Source organism: Amycolatopsis sp. (assembly GCF_036008905.1).
In the GTDB taxonomy this organism is placed as follows: Bacteria; Actinomycetota; Actinomycetes; order Mycobacteriales; family Pseudonocardiaceae; genus Amycolatopsis.
On sequence record NZ_DASYMU010000188.1, the window covers coordinates 74511 to 96171 of the forward strand.

Consider the following 21661-nt stretch of genomic DNA (forward strand, 5'->3'; position numbering starts at 1 on the left):
GCATGTTCGGCCGACGCCTGACCCAGGTCCCCGCGCACGGCTCCGCCCCGATCTGGGAGCCCGGCGGCACGGTCCTGGTCACCGGGGGCACCGGCGCGCTGGGCGGGCACCTCGCCCGCAAGCTGGCCCGCGACGGTGCCGAGCACCTGCTGCTCGCCAGCCGCAGCGGCCTCGAAGCCCATGGTGCCAAGGAACTTCGCGACGAACTCGCCGCGACCGGCGTGTGCGTCACGATCGCCACCTGTGACGTCGCGGACCGGACCGATCTCGCAGCCCTGATCGCGGCCATCCCAGCGGACTACCCGCTGACCGGGGTAGTCCACGCGGCCGGTGTCCTCGACGACGGTGTGCTCGACGGCCTCACCCCGGACCGGTTCGAAGCGGTGTTCCGCTCCAAGGTCACCTCGGCCCACTTGCTCGACGAGCTGACCCGGGAACTCGGCCTGAAGGTGTTCGCGCTGTTCTCCTCCGCGTCGGCCGCGGTCGGCAACCCCGGCCAGGCCAACTACGCGGCGGCGAACGCCGTGCTCGACGCGATCGCCGAACGACGCCGTTCGCTAGGCCTCGCCGGGACCTCGATCGCTTGGGGTGCCTGGGGTGGCGGCGGCATGGCCGTCGGTGGCAAGGCCGAGGACATGGCCCGCCGCACCGGAATCGGCGCGATGGACCCGGAACTCGCCTTCGCCGCGCTTCGGCAGGTCGTCACCGAAGACGAGCCGACGGTCCTGATCGCCGACGTCGACGCGGGACGGTTCACCGCCACCGCCCGGCCGAGTGCGTTGCTGCGGGAGATGCCGGGCTACGACGAGCTCGTCGCTTCGGCGGCGGCCGCTCCCGACGCCGGGATCGCGTTGCGCGCCAAGCTGGCCGACCTCACCGCCGGCCAGCGGTTCGAGACCGTGCTCGACCTGGTCCGGTCCCGCGCGGCGGAGGTACTGGGCTACACCGATGTCGAGCTGGTCGGCGCGGAGAAGGCGTTCCGGGACCTCGGTTTCGATTCGCTGGGCGCGGTCGAGCTGCGCAACCAGCTCAACGCCGCGACCGGGCTGAGCCTCGGCTCGACGCTGGTGTTCGACCACCCGACCCCGGTCGCGCTCGCCGAACACATCCTGGCGGGCCTGTTCCCGGACGGGGCGGTCGAAGAGCACGACGGAGAAGACGGGGACGAGATCGACGTCCGGGCCCTGCTGGGCTCGGTGTCCCTCGAACAGATGCGTGAGATCGGCGTCTTGGAACCGTTGCTGCGGCTGGCAGGACGCACCGCGGCGGCACAGATGTCCGAGCAGGAAGCCGGGGACTCCATCGACGCGATGGAGATCGACGACCTGGTGCAGGCCGCACTGAATACCCAGTCCGACCGGTCGTACGACTGACGGAGTTGATGATGACATCGCCCAGCGAGAAGGTAGTCGCAGCGCTCAGAGCTTCCCTCAAGGAGGCGGATCGGCTGCGGCGGCAGAACCAGCAGCTCGTCGCGAGCGCGGCCGATCCGATCGCGATCGTCGCGATGAGCTGCCGGTTCCCCGGTGAGGTGAACTCACCGGAGGACCTGTGGGAGCTCGTGGCGTCGGGGTCCGACGCCATCTCCGGCTTCCCGGCCGATCGTGGCTGGGAGCTGGACGCGCTCGATGGCGCCGAGGTCGACGCGCGGGGTCACGGAGTCAGCCAGCAGGGCGGTTTCCTCAACGGTGTCGCGGAATTCGATCCCGGGTTCTTCGGGATCTCCCCGCGTGAGGCGCTTTCCATGGACCCTCAGCAGCGGTTGCTGCTGGAGACGTCGTGGGAGGCGATCGAGCGTGCCGGGATCGACGCGACGCGGTTGCGTGGCACCAGGACCGGGGTGTTCGTCGGGACGAACGGGCAGGACTACGCGTATCTGATGGTCCGGGCGCCCGCCGAGTCCACTGGGGACGTCGGGACGGGGATCGCAGCGAGCGCCACTTCCGGCCGGTTGTCTTACACGCTGGGGCTCGAAGGGCCCGCGGTTACTGTCGACACGGCGTGTTCGTCGTCGCTGGTCGCGCTGCACCTGGCCGCGCAGTCGTTGCGCACGGGGGAGTGCTCGCTGGCGCTGGCCGGCGGGGTCAACGTGATGTCGACGCCCGGCTCGCTCGTCGAGTTCAGCCGTCAGGGCGGACTCGCGCAAGACGGGCGTTGCAAGGCGTTTTCCGACGACGCCGACGGTACCGGTTGGGCCGAAGGGGTCGGAGTCCTTGTCCTGGAACGGCTTTCCGACGCCCGGCGCAACGGGCACGAAGTCCTCGCGGTGGTCCGCGGCTCGGCGGTCAATTCCGATGGCGCGTCCAACGGTTTCACCGCACCGAGCGGCCGCGCCCAGCGCCGAGTCATCCGGCAGGCCCTGTCCAGCGCGAAACTGACCGCGGCTGACGTGGACGCCGTCGAGGCGCACGGCACGGGAACCCCGCTCGGGGACCCGATCGAGGCACAGAGCCTGCTCGCGACCTACGGCAGTGACAGCGAACGCAAGCAGCCCCTGCTACTCGGGTCCATCAAGTCGAACTTCGGGCACACCCAGGCCGCCGCCGGGGTCGCCGGCGTCATCAAGATGGTGATGGCGATGCGCCACGGCGTGCTGCCCAAGACGTTGCACGCGGATACGCCGACGTCCCATGTGGACTGGTCGCAGGGCAAAGTGGACCTGCTCACCTCGCTGGTCAAGTGGCCGGAGACGGGAAATCCGCGCCGGGCGGCGGTTTCTTCGTTCGGTGTCAGCGGTACCAACGCGCATACGATCCTGGAGCAGGCTCCGGCTGTGGAACCCGGGGAGGAAGCCCCACTTCCCGCTGTCGTTCCGTGGATCCTTTCGGGCCAGACCGAAGCCGCACTGCGGGATCAGGTGACCGCGTTACTGTCCGCTTTGGACGGTGACGCGCGTCCCGCCGATGTGGCGCTGACCCTCGCGACAGCACGAGCGGTGTTCGAACACCGGCTCGCCGTGACCGCCGATGATCCTGCCGAGCTGCACGGCCTGCTGACGGCGTGGAACGCTGACGGCGTCGCGCCCGGTGTAGTCCAAGGTGTGGTCACCCGGCGTACCAAGCTCTGCGCGTTGTTCTCCGGACAAGGCGCCCAGCGCGCGGGGATGGGAAAGGAACTCTACGAGACCTTCCCGGTGTTCGCCGAGGCGCTGGACGCGATCTTGGCGCGGTGGGACGACTCGGTGCGCAAGGTGCTCTTCGCCGAGCCCGGCACGCCTGACGCCGCTCTGCTCGACGACACCGGCTACACCCAGCCCGCGTTGTTCGCGATCGAGGTCGCGTTGTTCCGGTTGTTCGAGGCCTGGGGTGTGGTCCCGGATTTCGTGACCGGGCATTCGATCGGCGAGATCGCCGCGGTCCATGTCGCCGGGGTGCTGTCACTGGAAGACGCGTGCGCCCTGGTCGCGGCGCGAGCCCGGCTGATGCAGGCGCTGCCCGCCGGTGGGGCCATGGTTTCCTTGCAGGCCAACGAAACCGAAGTGCTCCCGCTGCTGACCGACGCGGTGTCGATCGCCGCGATCAACGGCCCGAACTCGGTCGTCATCGCCGGTGACAGCGAAGCCGTCGCCGCGATCACGGCACATTTCACGGCGCTGGACCGCAAGACCAAGAAACTCGCGGTGTCGCACGCCTTCCACTCACCGCTGATGGACCCGATGCTCGACGAGTTCCGCCAGGTCGTCCAAGGACTGACTTTCCGCGCCCCGAAGATCCCCGTGGTCTCGAACCTCACGGGCCAGGTCGCGACGGCGGACGAGGTGTGCTCGCCGGAGTACTGGGTGCGGCACGTGCGGGAGCCCGTCCGGTTCGCCGACGGCGCGCGGACCGCGCATACCGCGGGAGTCACGGCATTCCTCGAGCTCGGCCCGGACGGCGTGGCTTCGGCCATGGCTCAGGACACCGTCGACGGCTTGGTGGCCGTGCCCGCGCTGCGCAAGAACCGCGGCGAGCAGCCCGCGATCGTCTCGGCTCTGGCACGACTGCACGTCGCCGGCGTCCGGATCGACTGGGCGGCGCTGTACGCCGGAACCGGCGCGCGCCGAATCGACTTGCCCACTTATGCCTTCCAGCACGAACGGTTCTGGCCCGAACCCGCCGTGGCCGAGGTCGTCGAGCCAACGGAAACCGTGACGGACGCCCGCTTCTGGGACGCCGTCGAACGAGAAGACCTCGAAGGACTCGCCGCCGACCTCGGTGTCGACGGACCTTCCCTCGGCGCGGTGATGCCCGCGCTGTCGGCCTGGCGCCGGAAGTGCCGCGATCAGTCCACTATGGACCTGTGGCGGTACCGGGAGTCCTGGGTCCCGCTGGCCGGATCGAAGGCCAGTCCCGAGGGTTCTTGGCTCGTCGTCGTGCCGCGGTCCCATGCCGAGGACGCCTGGATCACCTCCGTGGTCGACGCCATGGGCTCCGGCGCAGTCCGGCTCGACGTCGACAGCACCGAGCGTGCCGAGTTGGCTCAGCGGTTGCTGACGGCTCCCGACGGACTCGCCGGCGTGGTGTCGCTCATGGCGTTCGCCGCGTCCAGCGCCTGCGCCACCACGGAACTGCTGCAAGCACTGGGAGACGCCGGAATCACCGCGCCCACCTGGGCGGTGACCAGAGGCGCCGTGTCGACGGGCCGTGCCGAACGGCTGCAGAACGTCGACCAGGCAGCGGTCTGGGGCCTCGGCCGTGTGGCCGCGCTGGAATTCCCGCACGGCTGGGGCGGGCTGATCGACCTCCCCGAGATCCTCGACGAACGCGCGGCCCGACGGTTCACCGGAGTGCTCACCACCGAAGAAGACCAGGTCGCCGTCCGCGCCTCGGGAGTGTTCGGCCGCCGTCTGGCGCCCGCGCCCGCCGGGGACGACCTGACGACCTGGGCACCCACCGGAACCGTCCTGATCACCGGCGGTACGGGCGCGCTCGGTGCCCATGTCGCCCGCGATCTGGCCGCGAAAGGCGCCCCGCATCTCGTGCTGGCGAGCCGTAGAGGGCTCGACGCTCCTGGCGCGGCGGACCTGCGCGACGAGCTGACCACTTTGGGCGCGAGAGTCACGATCTCCGCTTGTGACGTCTCGGATCGCGAGTCTGTCCAAGCTCTGCTGGCTGGTATCCCTGCCGAGTTCCCCCTGACCGCGGTCGTGCACACCGCGGGTGTCCTCGACGACGGCGTCCTCGACGGCCTGACCCCGGACCGCTTCGACGCGGTGTTCCGCTCGAAGGTCACTTCGGCGCACGTCCTCGACGAACTGACCCGCGACCTCGGCCTTGACGTGTTCGCGCTGTTCTCCTCGGTCGCCGGTTCGGTCGGCAACCCCGGGCAGGGCAACTACGCGGCGGCCAACGCCGTGCTCGACGCCATCGCCGAACGCCGTCGCTCCGACGGTCTCGCGGGCACCTCGATCGCCTGGGCCGCGTGGGCCGGCGGCGGCATGGCCGACAGCGCCCACGTGGAGGAACGCTCCCGCCGCGTCGGCACTTCCGTGCTGGAGCCCGGCGCCGCGCTCGCCGCCCTCGGTCACGCCGTCACCGAACCCGCGGCCACCGTGGTGATCGCCGACCTGCAGAACCCGATGCTGCTCGCCGCCCTGCTGGGCCTGCGGCCGAGCCCGCTGCTCGCCGACCTGCCCGAAGCCCGGCGCATCCTGTCCGTAGCCACGCAGCCCGCCGACACCGGCTCCACCGCGTCAGAACTGCGTGAGCGGCTGGTGAAACTGCCCGAAGCGGATCGGACCGGCGTGCTGCTGGGGATCGTCCGCACCCACGCGGCGGCCGTCCTCGGGCACTCCGCCGAAACCGCCATCGGTGCCGAAAAGGCGTTCCGCGACCTGGGTTTCGACTCGCTGACCGCCATCGAGGTCCGCAACCAGCTCGCCACCGCCACCGGGTTGAATCTTCCGTCCACTGTGGTCTTCGACTACCCGACACCGGCCGTGCTCGCCGAGCACCTACTGGGCGAACTGCTCGGCCGCGAAGCCGAGATTCCCGAGTCCACCAGGGACACCTACACCGCCGACGAGCCGATCGCGATCGTCGGCATGGGCTGTCGCTTCCCCGGCGGGGTCACCTCACCCGAGGAGCTCTGGCAGCTGCTCGCCGAAGGCCGCGACGCGATGTCGGACTTTCCGACCGACCGCGGCTGGGAGCTCGAAGCCCTCGCGGGCGACGGCCGCGGCACCAGCGTCACCGGACAGGGCGGGTTCGTCTACAACGCGTCCGAATTCGACGCCGGGTTCTTCGGCATCTCGCCGCGTGAGGCCATGGCGATGGACCCGCAGCAGCGCCTATTGCTGGAGACGTCCTGGGAGGCCGTCGAGCGCGCGGGCATCGATCCCGCGACCCTGCGCGGCAGCTCCACCGGTGTCTTCATCGGCACCAACGGCCAGGACTATTCGAGTCTCGTGGTGAGTTCGCGCGAAGACGTCGAAGGCCACGCCAGTACCGGTCTCGCGGCGAGCGTTGTTTCTGGCCGCATCTCCTACACGTTCGGTTTCGAAGGCCCGGCCGTCACGATCGACACGGCTTGCTCGTCGTCGCTGGTGGCACTGCACTGGGCCGCGCAGGCGCTGCGGACCGGCGAGTGCTCGATGGCGCTGGCCGGCGGGGTGACCGTGATGTCCACGGCCATGGGCTTCGCCGGGTTCAGCCGCCAGGGCGGGCTCGCGCCGGACGCCCGCTGCAAGGCGTTCTCCGACGACGCCGACGGCACGGGCTGGGCCGAAGGCGCCGGCGTCCTGGTCGTCGAACGGCTCTCCGACGCCGAACGCCACGGCCACCGGATTCTCGCGGTCATGCGGAGTTCCGCGGTGAACCAGGACGGCGCGTCGAATGGGCTGACCGCGCCGAACGGCCCAGCTCAGCAACGCGTGATCCGCCAAGCACTCAGCGGCGCCGGTCTGTCCACTTCGGACGTCGACGCCGTCGAGGCGCACGGCACGGGCACGGTTCTCGGAGATCCGATCGAGGCTCAGGCGATTCTCGCCACTTACGGCCAGGACCGCGAGATTCCGTTGTGGCTGGGCGGGATCAAGTCGAACATCGGCCATACGCAGGCCGCAGCGGGTGTCGCCGGGGTCATCAAGATGGTCATGGCCATCCGCCACGGCGTGCTCCCCGAAACGCTGCACGTCACCGAGCCTTCGTCGCATGTGGACTGGTCCGCGGGCGCTGTTTCCCTGCTGACCGAGCAGACTCCGTGGCCTGAGGTAGGTCGCCCGCGTCGCGCCGGTGTTTCCTCCTTCGGGCTCAGCGGCACCAACGCTCACGTCATCCTCGAACAAGCCCCGCCGGTCGCCGAGCGGGCACCGGCCGCTTCCCCGGCCGTGGTGCCGTGGCCGCTGTCGGCCAAGTCGGAAACCGCGCTGAACGAGCAGATCCGGCGGATCAAGTCCTTCGCGGAGCTCAACCCCGAGCTCACCGCAGCCGATCTGGGCCGTTCACTGGTCACCGGCCGCGCGCTGTTCGAGCACCGGGCCGTCCTGCTGACCGGCACCGACGGACCGCCGCTGGTCAGCGGTGTGGCGGGGGAGCGGTCGCTCGCCGTGGTTTTCTCCGGCCAGGGCAGCCAGCAGCTGGGCATGGGACGTGAGCTGTACGACCGGTTCCCCGTCTTCGCTGACGCCTTCGACGCGGTTGACCACGAACTCGCCGTCCCGCTGCGCGAGATCATGTGGGGCACCGACGCCGAGCCGCTGAACCAGACCGGCCACGCCCAGCCCGCGCTGTTCGCGATCGAAGTCGCCCTGTTCCGCCTGATCGAATCGTTCGGTGTCCGGCCGTCCCGAGTGGCCGGGCATTCGATCGGTGAAATCGCGGCGGCCCATGTTGCTGGGGTTCTGTCATTGTCCGATGCCTGCACCCTGGTGGCGGCCCGCGCGCGGCTCATGCAGGCGCTGCCCGCTGGTGGGGCGATGGTGTCGGTCCGCGCGGCCGAGGCCGAGATACTGCCGCTGCTGACCGGCGAGGTGTCGATCGCCGCGGTGAACGGCCCGGACACGGTCGTGCTGGCCGGAGCCGAAGACGCCGTGCTCGCGATCGCCCAGCAGCTGCAGGACTCGGGTCGCAAGACCAAACGGCTTGAGGTGTCGCACGCGTTCCACTCGCCGCTGATGGAGCCGATGCTGGCCGAGTTCGCCCGCGCGATCGAAGGTCTGTCGTTCCAGGAGCCGCGGATCGCGGTCGTGTCGAACGTGACCGGGCAACCGGCGACCGCCGAGGAACTGTGCGCACCGGGGTACTGGGTGCGGCACGTGCGGGACACCGTCAGGTTCGCCGACGGCTTGCGCACGCTCGTCGCCGAAGGCTCGGACACCATCCTTGAGGTCGGTCCCGGTGGGGTGCTCGCGGGCCTCGCGCTCGATATCGTCGATCCGGCGGCCGTGACCGTGATTACCGCGCTGCGCAGGGGGCGTGGCGAAGAGGCCACGTTGGTCGCCGCGCTCGCCGAACTGCACGTCACCGGCGTGCGGGTCGACTGGAAGCCGCTGTTCACCGGCTCGGAGGTCGGTGTCGACTTGCCGACCTATCCGTTCCAGCACGAGCGCTACTGGCCGACTCCGGGCATTCCCGCTGCGGATGCGGCCGGACTGGGCCTGCTCGCCTCCGGACATCCGCTGCTCGGCGCGGCGACCGCGGTGGCCGGGTCGGATAACGTGCTGCTGACCGGCAGACTCTCGGTCGCCACGCTGCCGTGGCTGGCCGGCCACGTCCTCAACGGCGTGATTTCCCTTCCCTCGGCCGGATTCGCCGAGCTCGCCATCCGCGCGGCGGACCAGGCCGGCTGTGACCGGGTCGAAGAACTGACCATCACCGCGCCATTGCCGCTCGGTGCGCAGGACGCCGCCTTGCAGGTGTGGGTCGGTGACCTGGACGAAACGGACCGCCGCACGATCAAGATCTACTCGTGCCCGGCCGATTCCGACACTCCTGAATGGACGCTGCACGCGACCGGAATCCTGGCCACCGGAACGGTTTCCGCCGAGTTCGGCACTGATACCTGGCCGCCCGCCGACGCTACCGCGCTCGACCTCGACGGTCTCTATCCCGAGTTCGCCGGGGACGGCCGCGAATACGGCCCGGCTTTCCAGGGACTCCGCGCGGTGTGGCAGCGCGGCGAGGAAGTCTTCGCCGAAGTTGCCTTGGCCGAAGGCGCCGAGGACGTCGACGCGTTCGGGATGCATCCGGCACTGCTCGACGCGGCCTTGCACGCGGTGAACTTCACCGGCCTCGCCGAAGCCGAGAACGGGCTCGACGCGGTGTCCTGGAACGGGATGTCGCTGCACGCGGGCGCCGCGTCGGTCCTGCGCGTGCGGCTCACCGGCACCGGGGACGACACCGTCTCGCTGACCGCTGTCGACGCCGAAGGCTCGGCGGTGTTGTCGGTGGAATCGGTGCTGCTGCGGCCGTTCAGTGCAGAAACGCTCGACACCTCTTCCGTGGAGCAGGGTTCCCTGTTCCAGCTCGGCTGGGTCCCGCTCGCGGCCGAGCTTCCCCCGGTGGCCCCGGAAATCACCTGGGCCGTGCTGGGCGCCGATGAACTCGGCCTCGGCGCCGCGGTGAAGGCCGCCGGGCACACCGTGGCCGTTTCCGGTGAGACCTTCGCCGAACTGGATACCGTGCCGGACTTCGTGCTCGTCCCGATCGCGGGGGAGGATGGCGACGACGTCCCCGCCGCGGCGCACGCGACGACGTCACGCGTCCTGAAAGTCCTGCAGGACTGGGCTTCGGACGAAAGGTTCGCTGCTTCCCGGCTACTGTTCGTGACGCGGAACGCCGTCAGCGGGACCGACCTCGCCGCCGCACCGGTGTGGGGGCTCGTCCGAGCTGCTCAGCTGGAGAACCCCGGCTCGTTCCTGCTCGCCGACCTCGACGGCCAAGACGCTTCCACCGCGCTGGTACCGAAGCTTCCCGGGCTGCTGACGTCGACCGAGACACAGGCCATCGTATGCGACGGCGTCATCAGCGTGGGACGCCTGCAGCGCGCGGCCACCGAAACCACCGGCCGGGCCTGGGATCCCGACGGCACGGTCCTGATCACCGGCGGTACCGGCGGCCTGGGCGCGCAACTCGCCCGGCACCTGGTCACCGAACGCGGCGTCAAGCATCTGCTGCTGGCAAGCCGCCGTGGCCCGGACGCGCCTGGTGCGGCCGAGTTCCACGCGGACCTCGTGGCCCAGGGCGCCGAAGTGACCATCGCGGCCTGTGACACCGCCGATCGTGACGCCGTCGCGAACCTGCTCGGCACCGTCCACACCGGACACCCGTTGACCGCGGTCGTGCACACCGCCGGTGTGCTCGACGATGGTGTCATCGGCTCACTGACCCCGAAACGCCTCGCCACGGTCACCCGGCCGAAGGCGGACGGCGCCTGGCATCTCCACGAACTCACCCGGGACAGCGACCTCGCGGCGTTCGTCCTGTTCTCCTCGGTCGCCGGGGTCATGGGCAGTCCGGGGCAGGGCAACTACGCGGCGGGCAACACGTTCCTCGACGCGCTGGCCCAGTACCGCATGCACCACGGCCTCGCCGGCACCTCGCTGGCCTGGGGACCGTGGACGCAGGACAGCGGCATGACCAGCACGCTGAGCGGCACCGACCTGCGCAGGATGGCGGGTGCGGGACTGCCGCAGTTGTCGTCCGAGCAGGGCATGGCGCTGTTCGACCAGGCCACCGCGTCGGGAGAAGCGTTGCTCGTGCCTCTCGGGCTTGGTGCCGGGTCGATGCGGGCGCAGAGCGAGGTCCCGGCCGTACTGCGGAGCCTGGTGAAGACGACCCGACGCACGGCGGCCGCCGAGGCTGCGGTGTCGCAGACCGGATTCGCCGGGCAGCTCGCGGAAATGCGTGAAGGCGACCGGCAGCGTTTCCTCGTCGACCTCGTGCGGAACGAAGCTGCCGCGGTCCTCGCCCACGGTTCGCCCGAAGCGATCGGCGCCACTCGCGAGTTCCGCGAGCTGGGCTTCGACTCGCTGACCGCGGTCGAGCTCCGCAACCGCTTGACCATCGCCACCGGGCTGCGCCTGCCCGCGACGCTGGTCTTCGACTACCCCACGCCGACGGTGCTCGCCGAGCATCTCGGCACTGAACTGCTCATCGACGGTGACGCCGACACGGGACCGTCGCTGTTCGCCGAGCTGGACCGGTTCGAAGCGGCGCTCGCCGCGAGCGACCCCGACGACGTCACGCGCGGCGGGATCGCAGTGCGCCTCCGGCAGCTGGTGGCCGGCTGGACCGGCGCCGAGGCCGAAACGCTCGACGTCACCGAGAGGATCCAGTCGGCCAGCACCGACGAGGTCTTCGACTTCATCGACAGGGAACTCGGCCGGCTCAAAAGCTAGGACCCGTGGCCGATCACGGACAGGAAGGTTCACTCACGATGCCGGACGACAAGAAACTCGTCGAATACCTGAAGTGGGTCACGGCTGACTTGCACCAGACCCGTCAGCGCCTGGAGGAGGTCGAATCCGGTAAGCAGGAGGCCATCGCGATCGTCGGCATGGCCTGCCGGTTCCCCGGTGGCGTCAGCTCGCCGGAAGGGCTCTGGGATCTCGTCGCGTCCTCTTCGGACGGTATCGCGGCCTTCCCGACCGACCGAGGCTGGGATCTCGACGTCCTCGCGGGCGACGGCCAAGGCCACAGCGCGACCACCGAGGGCGGATTCCTCGACGACATCACCGAGTTCGACGCCGGGTTCTTCGGGATCTCGCCGCGGGAAGCATTGGCGATGGACCCGCAGCAACGCCTGCTGCTGGAGACGTCCTGGGAAGCTGTGGAGCGCGCCGGGATCGACCCGGCCACCGTGCGCGGCAGCCGGACCGGCGTTTTCGTCGGCACCAATGGTCAGGACTACGCGAACCTCGTGCTCGCCTCCGGCGAAGACGTCGAAGGCCACGCGGGCACCGGTCTCGCGGCGAGTGTCGTGTCCGGCCGCATCTCCTACACGTTCGGTTTCGAAGGCCCGGCCGTCACGATCGACACGGCGTGCTCGTCGTCGCTGGTCGGCCTGCACCTCGCCGCGCAAGCGCTGCGTGCCGGTGAGTGCACGATGGCGCTGGCCGGTGGCGTGACGCTGATGTCGACCGCGCTGGGCTTCGCCGGGTTCACCCGCCAAGGTGGGCTCGCCCCGGACGGCCGCTGCAAGGCGTTCTCCGACGACGCCGACGGCACCGGTTGGTCCGAGGGCATCGGCATGCTGCTGGTGGAGAAGCTGTCCGACGCCGAGCGCAACGGGCACCGGGTTTTGGCCGTGCTGCGCGGTTCCGCGGTGAACCAGGACGGCGCGTCGAACGGGCTGACCGCGCCGAACGGACCGGCTCAGCAACGCGTGATCCGGCAGGCGTTGGCCGGCGCCGGTCTGTCCACATCGGACGTCGACGCCGTCGAGGCGCACGGCACGGGCACGGTTCTCGGTGACCCGATCGAGGCTCAGGCGATCTTGGCGACTTACGGCCAGGACCGTGAGATTCCGTTGTGGCTGGGTGGGATCAAGTCGAACATCGGGCACACGCAGGCCGCCGCCGGGGTCGCCGGGGTCATCAAGATGGTGATGGCCATTCGCCACGGCGTGCTGCCGGAGACGCTGCACGTCGCCGAGCCTTCGACGCACGTGGACTGGTCGGCCGGTGCTGTTTCCTTGCTGACCAAGCAGACGGACTGGCCGGAGGTCGGACGTCCGCGTCGTGCCGGGGTTTCGTCGTTCGGGATCAGTGGTACGAACGCCCATGTCATCCTGGAGCAAGCACCCGAGCCCAAGGCTCTTGAAGAGGCACCGATGCACACCGGAGTGACCCCGTGGGTTGTTTCCGGTAAGGGACAGCAGGCGCTGCGTGACCAGGCCGCCAGGATTCTGTCCTATGTAGACGCGAACCCGGGTGTGGCTCTCGCTGACATCGGGCTTTCGCTTGCTTCGGCACGATCGGCCTTCGACCGGCGTGCGGTGGTGCTGGGGGAGACCCGCGACGAACTGCGGGCCGAGCTGTCCGAGCTTGCCACCGGTGGAGCCGCCACCGGCATCGCGGACGTCGAAGGCCGGACGGTCTTCGTGTTCCCCGGCCAGGGTTCGCAGTGGGCTGGCATGGGAGCCCGCCTCGCCGCGGAATCCCCCGAGTTCGCCGAGCGCCTCGCCGAGTGCGTGGCCGCGTTGTCGCCGTTCGTGGACTGGTCGCTGCTCGACGTCCTGCACGAAGCCGAAGGCGCGCCGTCGTTGGAACGCGTCGACGTCGTGCAGCCCGCGTCCTGGGCGATCATGGTGTCGCTGGCCGCGTTGTGGCGTTCGCGCGGTGTCGTTCCCGACGCCGTGGTGGGTCACTCGCAGGGTGAGATCGCCGCGGCTGTCGTCTCGGGTGCACTGTCCCTTGAGGACGGTGCGCGAGTAGTTGCTTTGCGCAGCAAGGCGATCAGCCGCAAGCTCGCCGGTCTCGGCGCCATGATGTCGATCGCGCTGCCGCTGGCCGACGTCGAGGCGCGGCTCGGTGAGCGGGCGATCTCCATCGCCGCGGTCAACGGGCCGAAGTCCGTGGTCGTGTCCGGTGAACCCGCCGCGCTCGACGCGTTGTTCGACGAGCTGACGGCCGAGGAGGTGCGTGTCCGCCGGATCGCGGTGGACTACGCCTCGCACTCCGCGCAGGTCGAGCTGCTCGAAGAAGAGCTCGCGTCCGAGCTGGCCGCGGTCCGCCCCCAGGCCTCGGAAATCCCGTTCTTCTCCACGGTCACCGGCGACTGGCTCGACACCACCGGCATGGACGCCGGGTACTGGTACCGCAACCTGCGCCAGACCGTCGGGTTCGAGCCCGCTGTCCGCGAGCTGCTGAACCAGGGTCATCGCGCGTTCATCGAGGTGAGCTCGCACCCGGTGCTGACCGGGAGCATCCACGAGACGATCGACGAAACCGGTGGCGTGGCGGTGGTTTCGGGCACCCTGCGCCGGGACGCCGGTGACCTGCGGCGCTTCCTGACGTCGATGGCGGAGGTGTTCGTGCGTGGCGTCGGCGCCGACTGGGCGTCGGTGTTCGCCGGAACGAGTGCGCGCTTGATCGATCTGCCGACCTACGCCTTCCAGCACGAGCGGTACTGGCCGCGGTCGGTGCCGCCGCGCTCCGACGCGTCCGGCCTCGGGCTGGTTTCCGCCGAGCACCCGCTGCTCGGTGCCGCGGTCAGCCTCGCCGGATCGGACGGGCTGCTCCTGACCGGGCGGTTCTCCGTGGCGACCCATCCGTGGCTGGCCGACCATTCGGTCGGTGGGGTGGTGCTGTTCCCGGGCACCGGTTTCCTCGAGTTGGCGATCCGCGCCGGGGACCAGGTCGGCTGCGACCGCGTCGACGAGCTGACGCTGTCCGTCCCGCTGATGCTCCAAGACGAAGAAGCGGTGGCGATCCAGGTCCGGGTCGGCGCGCCCGACGACACGGACAGCCGTGATCTGCAGATCTTCTCCCGCCCCGCCGACGCTCCCGCTTCGCAGGAATGGATCGAGCATGCCACCGGTGTGCTGTCGTCGGGCGAGCGCGTGGCCACGTTCGACGTGGGTGTCTGGCCGCCTCGGGGCGCGGAGGCCATCGACCTCGACGGGTTCTACGACGGCCGCACCTTCGGCCCGGTGTTCCAGGGCCTGCGCGCGGCTTGGCAGCACGAGAACGCCGTCTATGCCGAGGTTGCCCTGCCATCCCAAACCGAGGACGCCGACCTGTTCGGGATGCACCCGGCCCTGCTCGACGCGGCCCTGCACGCGGTGTCGTTCGTCGATCCCGAAGCCTCGGGCAAGAGCCTGCTGCCGTTCGTGTGGAGCGGGGTTTCGCTGCACGCCGGTGGCGCTTCGACGCTGCGCGTCCGGCTGACCGGTGTCGGCACCGACGCGATTTCGCTGGCCGCGGTCGACGTCGCCGGAGCGCCGGTGCTGTCGGCGGATTCCCTGGTGCTGCGATCGGCTTCCGCCGGTCTCGCCGCCGGAGCCCGGGGTGAGCAGCAGTCGCTGTTCCGGATGGAATGGACTCCTGTTTCGCCCGCGGTGGCTTCGGGTACGCGCTGGACGATCGTCGGCGGTGACGAGTTCGGGTTCGCCTCCGCGGCGAGCCTCGCCGGCGACACCGTTGTGTCCTTTGTGGACTCTCCGGCCGAGGTGACCAGCGGCGCGCCGGACGTCTTCCTGTTGTCGGTCAAGGGAGATCTCGCGACCGGTGGCCCGGCTTCGGTGCACACCCTGACCGCGAAGGCTCTTGTCAGGATCCAGGAGTTCCTGGCCGAGGACCGGTTCGCCGAGTCCCGCATGATCGTGGTGACCCGCGGCGCGATGGCGGAGGGCGGCCAAGACGTCACCGACATCGCCGCGGCCGCTGTCTGGGGCCTGGTGCGCTCGGCGCAGACCGAGAACCCAGGCCGGTTCCTCCTGGCGGATCTCGACGAGTCCGAAGCGGCGATCGACGTCGTCCCGGCGCTCGTGAGCCTGTTCGCCGAAGGGGAGTCGCAGGTTGTGCTGCGGGGCGGCGCTGTCCACGCGGGACGGCTCGCCCGGCTCGTGCCCGGCGACGGCCTGCTGCCGCCTGCCGGTGACGGTCCGTGGCGTCTCGACAGCAGCCACCGCGGAAGCCTCGACAACCTGACGCTGCTGGCGTGCCCTGAGGTGCAGGAACCGTTGGTCGGCCGCCAAGTCCGCTTGCGGATCGGCGCCGCGGGGGTCAACTTCCGGGACGTCCTCAAGGCGCTGGGCATGTACCCGGGCCGTGATGGGCTGATGGGTGCCGAAGCCACCGGTGTGGTGACCGAAATCGGCCCCGAGGTGACTTCGCTGAAGCCCGGCGACCGGGTCCTGGGCATGATCGACGGTGGGTTCGGGCCGGTCGCGGCTGTCGACGAGCGTTATGTCGGCCTGGTGCCCGACGGCTGGTCGGACGAGCAGGCCGCGTCGGTCGCGCTCGTGTTCCTGACGGCGTATCACGCCTTTGTGGACTTGGCTGAGCTGCGCGCCGGTGAGACCGTGCTCATCCACGCGGGTGCGGGCGGGGTCGGCATGGCCGCGATCCAGCTCGCGAAACACCTGGGCGCCGAGGTGTTCGCCACGGCGAGCGAAGGCAAGTGGGACGAGTTGCGCGCCCTCGGTGTCGCGGACGACCACATCGCGTCTTCGCGGACGACCGAGTTCGAACAGCGTTTCCTGGAGACCACTGGCGGACGCGGTGTCGATGTCGTGCTCAACGCCCTCGCCGGGGAGTTCGTCGACGCGTCGCTGCGGGTGCTCGCGCCCAAGGGCCGGTTCCTCGAGATGGGCAAGACCGACATCCGCGAAGGTCTCACCGACGTCGACTACCACGCGTTCGACCTCGGCACGGTCACCGCGGAACGCATCCAGGAGATGCTCGCTGAACTACTGTCGTTGTTCGCTTCCGGTGCGCTCGAACCGTTGCCGGTGACCAGCTGGGACGTCCGGCGCGCGCGGGACGCGTTCCGGTACATGAGTCTCGCGAAGCACGTCGGCAAGATCGTGCTCACCGTCCCGCCCGCCTGGAATCCTGACGGGACCGTCCTGATCACCGGCGGTACCGGGGTTTTGGCCGGGCAGCTCGCGCGGCATCTCGTCGCCGAGCGCGGGGTCAAGCATCTGCTGCTGGCCAGCCGTCGTGGCCCGGACGCGCCGGGAGCCCTTGAGCTGCAAGCGGAACTGATCGCGCACGGCGCCGACGTCACCATCACCGCCTGCGACACCGCCGATCGCGACGCCACCGCCGAGCTGATCGCGTCGGTCCCGGCGGACCACCCGCTGACCGCCGTGGTGCACACCGCCGGCGTGCTCGACGACGGTGTCGTGGCGTCGCTGACCCCGGACCGGCTCGACACTGTGTTGCGGCCGAAGGTCGACGCGGCTTGGTACCTGCACGAACTCACCGCGGGGATCCCGCTCGCCGCGTTCGTCCTGTTCTCCTCGGTGTCCGGCGTGACCGGCAGCCCGGGACAGGCCAACTACGCTGCGGCGAACGTCTTCCTCGACGCGCTCGCGCAGCACCGGCGGGCGCACGGCCTTCCGGCGACTTCGCTGGCGTGGGGGCTGTGGGAGCAGGCGAGCGAGATGACCAGCGCGTTGTCCGGCAACGACGTCAAGCGGATCTCGTCGGCCGGGCTGCCGACCATCGGCACCCGGCAGGGCATGGCGATGTTCGACGCCGCCATCGCTTCGGACGAAGCGCTGATCGTGCCGCTGAAGGTCGACGCCGCCGGGCTCAGCAACCGGGGCGAGGTTCCGGCGCTGCTCCGCGGCCTGGTCCAGGTGAGCCGACGGACTGCCGCTACTTCCGCCGTCTCCACCGCGACGCTGCAAGACCGGCTTCGCGGACTCGCTGCAGAGGAACAGGAGGAAGTTGTCCGGACACTGGTGGTGGACTACGCCGCCACGCTGCTCGGGCATCGCGATTCCGGCGCGCTCGACCCGGACCGGGCCTTCCTCGAATCGGGCTTCGACTCGCTCATCGCGGTGGAGCTGCGCAACAAACTCGCCGAGACCGTCGGGCTGCGGCTGCCGTCGACGATCGTCTTCGACAGTAAAACGCCCGCGCAGCTGGCGAAATGGCTGTGCGGCGAGATCGCGGGCACCCTCGAAGACGCTCCCGTCAGGAACGGGAAAGCCGTGGTGCGGGACTCGAGCGACACGCTGGAGAAACTGTTCTTCGGTGCGCTCGACTCGGGGAAGGTCCAGGAGGCGATGCTGCTCCTCAAGGCCGTCGCCGCGCTGCGCCTGACCTTCGAAACCCCGGCCGAGCTGGACGAACTGCCGATCCCGGTCACCCTTTCCGACGGGCCGGAAGAGCCGCGGCTGATCTGCATCAGCTCGCCGGTGGTGACCGGCGGTGTCCACCAGTACGCGCGCATCGCGGCGCAGTTCCGCGGCAAGCGCACCCTTTCGGCGTTGCCGCTGATCGGGTTCGCGACCGGGGAAGCCCTGCCCGCCACCGCCGCGGCGGCGTCCAGGGTGATCGCGGAAAGCGCGCTGAACGCCAGTGAGGGCAAGCCTTTCGTGCTCGTCGGGCACTCGTCGGCCGGCGCGCTCGCGTACTCGGTCGCCGGGGTGCTGGAGAACACCTGGGGCATCAAGCCCGAAGCGGTAGTCATGCTCGATACCCTGAGCCTGCGCCACCGCGCCGGCGAGAGCGTCGACTTCGGCGAGATCACGCGGAATTACCTGTCCGGGCTGGAAACGACGTCGGTGACGCTGAACAGCGCGCGGCTGTCCGCGATGAGCCACTGGTTCAGCATGATGGCCGACCTGGAGCTCCCGCCGACCACCGCGCCGACCCTGCTCATCCGCTGCAGCGTCCCGCTCGTCGGCGATGCCACCGGCTCCGAAGTGCCCGCCGACACCGTCCGCACCATCGAAGCCGACCACTTCTCGCTCGCCATGGAGGACTCGGCGACCACCGCCTCCGTCATGGAGGAGTGGCTCACCTCCCTCGTCCCCGCCCACTGAGGTGGGTGGGGTCGAATGGCGTCACGGCGTTCCCGGGGTCCGTTGGGGCGTTTCTGCTGGGTGGGTGGGTCTTGAGTGGCTACGAGTGTTCTAACACTCGTAGCCACTCACGACCTCCGACAAAGTGTGTGTGACATCTGGTTGGCGAATTTCCTCCACCATTTCCGTGAACCGCGGAAAGGGTTCTCATTCGTCCACTCAAACCCGTCCGGACTGCCTGTCCTCCGACGCCGTCCGCGCGATCGCGGCGACTGTTTCCGCGAGGCCACGCCGCACTTCGTCGCCGTCGGTCCGTTCCGTGTGGAGGATCACGGTGATCTCGCAGCTCTCGGCGTCCGACGCGCCGATGTGGAGCTCACCGTGGTAGTCGTCCTCGTTTTCCGTGCCCCAGGAAAGGGTTCGGAGCTGGGCGTCGGTGTGGAGCCAGGCCCTCCCGGGCCCGCGTCTGGCCTCCAGTTCGGCTTCGACGCGCACTTCGTCACCACCACCGGGCTCGGCGACGGCCAACCGGGGGAAATAGCGGGGAAGATTCCGCGCCTCACTCAGAAACGCGAACAGGTCGTCTGCGGGAATGTCGGCGCGCGCCGAATGACGGTAGGTGGGCATAGGATTCTCGTACCCAGCTGACGAACGGCGCAAACCCGCCATTCGGAGTAACGCGTGTTGATCCTTTTACCACGTGATCGGCCAAGCGCTGCCGTTTTCCCTCCACCGTGGGAAACTCCCGGTATGACTTATCCGGAAAACGATCCCCGGTATCCGGTTCGGCCCCCGCACGGCTACCAACCCGATTCCCCGGTGGAAGAGATCGTCGAGCGGCCCGCCGCGCGCCTCCGGGTCATCCACGCCGTGTGCGCGCTCATCCACACCGCGTGTGGCCTGTTCGCGATCGTGCTGGCCATCCACATCGTGCTGGTTTTCGGTGAGGCCAACGCTTCCAACGGCTTCGCGGGATTCATCGACACCTGGTCTTCGAGTGTTTCCCTTGGCCTGCGCAACTTGTTCACCCCCGAGGGCGTCAAACTGCGCACCTTCCTCAACGACGGTCTCGCCGCCGTGCTGTGGCTGGTCATCGGCGCGGTGCTGACCGACGTGATCGCCCGCATCGGGCTGCCCGGACCGCGCCGCGTCTGGTACCGGCGTACCGTCCGATGAGCCTGACCGTAGGGGTGGAAGAAGAATTCCTCCTCGTAGACGAAACCGGCCATCTGTCCCGCCAAGGCCCGCCCGTGGTCGAAGCGGCACACAAGGACGAAGGCGAACTCCAGCAGGAACTCACGCGCTGCCAGGTCGAATCGGCGACCGGCATCTGCCACACCGCGGACGAGGTGTTCGGCCAGCTACGCGACCTGCGCGGCGAACTCGCGACGGTGGCCGCGCGCCGGCGATTGCGGCTCGTACCGAGTGGTTCCCCTTTACTACGCGAGGAAAACCCGCCTGAGCTGACCCCGAATCCGCGCTACCACAAGATGGCGGACCACTTCGGCGCCACCGCGACGAGCGTGGCGACCTGCGGCTGCCACGTGCACGTGGCGATGGACGATCGGGAGACCGGCGTCCAGGTGATCAACCATCTGCGCCCGTGGCTGCCGATGCTGCTCGCACTGACGGCCAATTCGCCGTACAACGACGGCATCGACACGAGCTACGCCAGCTGGCGCCATCAGCTGTGGACGCGGTGGCCCTCCGCCGGGCCGCCACCGTACTTCAGCTCGCTGGACGAGTACGAGTCCATCGTCGACGGCATGCTCCGTTCCGGGGCGATCCTCGACCGCGGGATGATCTATTGGCACATCCGGTTGTCGGACAACCAGCCCACGCTGGAGACCAGGGTGAGTGACGTCGCGGCGACGGCGGAAGAGGCGACTCTGCTGGCCGTGGTCATCCGCGGTCTCGTGACCACCGCGCTCGAAGCCATCGCCGACGGCCGTCGCGCCCCACGGCAAACCGGGGAGCTGTTGCGCGCCAACCTTTGGCGGGCCGCGCGTGACGGCCTGGCCGGCCAGAGCCTGCACCCGGTGACCGAGCAGCTGACGCCGTTTTCGGCGCAGCTGGTGGATCTGCTCGACCACATCGGGCCTGCCCTGCGAGCGGGCTCGGGCGATCTGGAATACGCCACCGAGGGCGTCGCGAAACTGCTCGAGAAGGGCGGCGGCGCCGAACGTCAGCGCGCCGCGTTCGCCCGCCGCCACAACCTCGAAGACGTACTGGAGTATCTCGCGTTGAGCGCGGTTCAAGCCGACCGCGTTTGATCACCGCGGTTTGCGGGCATCCCCGGTTAGGTCCGGAACGCACATTCCGGACCTAACCGGGAAAGGGGATTCCGATGATGTTCGCCACGGCACTCCGCTGGCTCGGCCTCGACGAACCACCGCACGCGACCACCATTGAACTGGCCTGCGGCGGTCGCGTCTCCTTGCAGGACAGCGACGGCAATACCGTGCTGTCCGTGACGACTGCGCCCGACGCCAACGGCCAGACCCACTCCGTCGCGCTCCCCCTCTCCCTCGCCGAACGCGCGGAAATCCACCACGCCCTCGACGCCAAACCCGTCCCGCACGGATAGGGAGCTACGCCGAACCGACGGGCCGTGGCATCTTCCACGGCTGCGGTCTGGCCGCGTAGTCGGCCAGGCGTTCACCGAGACCGTCGTCGGCGCCGCGGATGCGGAAGTACGGCGGTTCCGGCACCTCCACCAGCGCGCCGGCGAGCAGTTCGTCGACATGCCGGGCGATCAGCCGCGGTGCGGGCAGGACGTCGTTGCCGAGGTAGGCGACGATGATCAGATCCTCGGTGGACGCGGTTTCGATCCCGGCCGCCCACCCGTTGCGCGCGTCCCAAAGCAGGGCCACGTCCCGGCCGGGATACCGGGGAAGCCTGCCCTCGATCGCGATGTACGCGGTGGGCCGGGCATCGACCTCGCAGCACCAGGCACTGGGTCCCGAGCCCACCACTTCCGCCACCAATTGCACATAGCGGCGCAGTCCGCGCGCCGCGGATTCAGGCCATTGCTTGTCCACCGGAGCCGCCATCCTCATCGTCGAGTTTCGCGTCGGTTACTCCGCCACCGTGTTTTCGGCCGTGGCGTCTTCAGCGGGGCCCTGGGCTTCTTCCTTGCCAGGCACGGAATCCGTGGTATCGGATCCCGGCGGCTCGCTCGGCACCGTGGTGCCGTGGTGCTCCCGGCACCACCGGCCGTACCGCCTCGCTCCCGCAGTCATAACCCTGTCCTTTTCCG

At 69.5% G+C, this 21661-nt stretch carries 8 protein-coding genes and 1 pseudogene (1 of these 9 running past the window's edge); 6 read left to right on the top strand and 3 right to left on the bottom strand.

The window, feature by feature from the left end:
- The 3 genes and pseudogenes from VGP60_RS31305 to VGP60_RS31315 form a co-directional block, all read left to right on the top strand.
- Positions 1–1373, top strand: partial view of a type I polyketide synthase gene (locus tag VGP60_RS31305; protein WP_327551751.1) — the end only. Its footprint begins 26632 nt before the window's first position; only the last 1373 of its 28005 coding nucleotides appear in the window; its start codon lies beyond the left edge, outside the window; the stop codon is at positions 1371–1373.
- On the top strand, positions 1370–11317 hold the full coding sequence (locus VGP60_RS31310) for a type I polyketide synthase (RefSeq protein ID WP_414640433.1): 9948 nt from the start codon (positions 1370–1372) through the stop codon (positions 11315–11317). The genes VGP60_RS31305 and VGP60_RS31310 overlap by 4 nt, the downstream gene beginning before the upstream one ends.
- Before the next feature lie 38 nt (positions 11318–11355).
- Positions 11356–18423: pseudogene (locus tag VGP60_RS31315) on the top strand (SDR family NAD(P)-dependent oxidoreductase); the annotation flags it as partial.
- Positions 18424–18621: 198 nt separating this feature from the next.
- Here the strand turns inward: VGP60_RS31315 and VGP60_RS31320 are convergent.
- On the bottom strand, positions 18622–19029 hold the full coding sequence (locus tag VGP60_RS31320) for an SRPBCC family protein (RefSeq protein WP_327551754.1): 408 nt from the start codon (positions 19027–19029) through the stop codon (positions 18622–18624).
- Positions 19030–19152: 123 nt separating this feature from the next.
- Between VGP60_RS31320 and VGP60_RS31325 the strand changes: the two genes are divergently transcribed.
- The 3 genes from VGP60_RS31325 to VGP60_RS31335 all read left to right on the top strand — a co-directional run bounded on the left by VGP60_RS31325 (position 19153) and on the right by VGP60_RS31335 (position 20989).
- Positions 19153–19578 (top strand): hypothetical protein, encoded by a 426-nt coding sequence (locus tag VGP60_RS31325; protein WP_327551755.1) that lies wholly within the window; start codon positions 19153–19155, stop codon positions 19576–19578.
- The gene (locus tag VGP60_RS31330) at positions 19575–20675 is read left to right on the top strand and encodes a glutamate--cysteine ligase (protein ID WP_327551756.1); all 1101 of its coding nucleotides are present in this window, start codon (positions 19575–19577) and stop codon (positions 20673–20675) included. Before VGP60_RS31325 ends, VGP60_RS31330 begins: the two co-directional genes overlap by 4 nt.
- A 74-nt stretch (positions 20676–20749) precedes the next feature.
- Positions 20750–20989 (top strand): hypothetical protein, encoded by a 240-nt coding sequence (locus VGP60_RS31335; RefSeq protein WP_327551757.1) that lies wholly within the window; start codon positions 20750–20752, stop codon positions 20987–20989.
- Positions 20990–20993: 4 nt separating this feature from the next.
- Here VGP60_RS31335 and VGP60_RS31340 read toward each other — a convergent pair whose 3' ends face one another.
- Both VGP60_RS31340 and VGP60_RS31345 read right to left on the bottom strand, forming a co-directional pair.
- A complete protein-coding gene (locus VGP60_RS31340) occupies positions 20994–21443 on the bottom strand; it encodes a DUF6292 family protein (protein WP_327551758.1) in 450 nt (149 codons plus the stop codon).
- A 36-nt stretch (positions 21444–21479) separates the two neighbouring features.
- A complete protein-coding gene (locus VGP60_RS31345; RefSeq protein ID WP_327551759.1) occupies positions 21480–21644 on the bottom strand; it encodes a hypothetical protein in 165 nt (54 codons plus the stop codon).
- Positions 21645–21661: the final 17 nt, after the last annotated feature.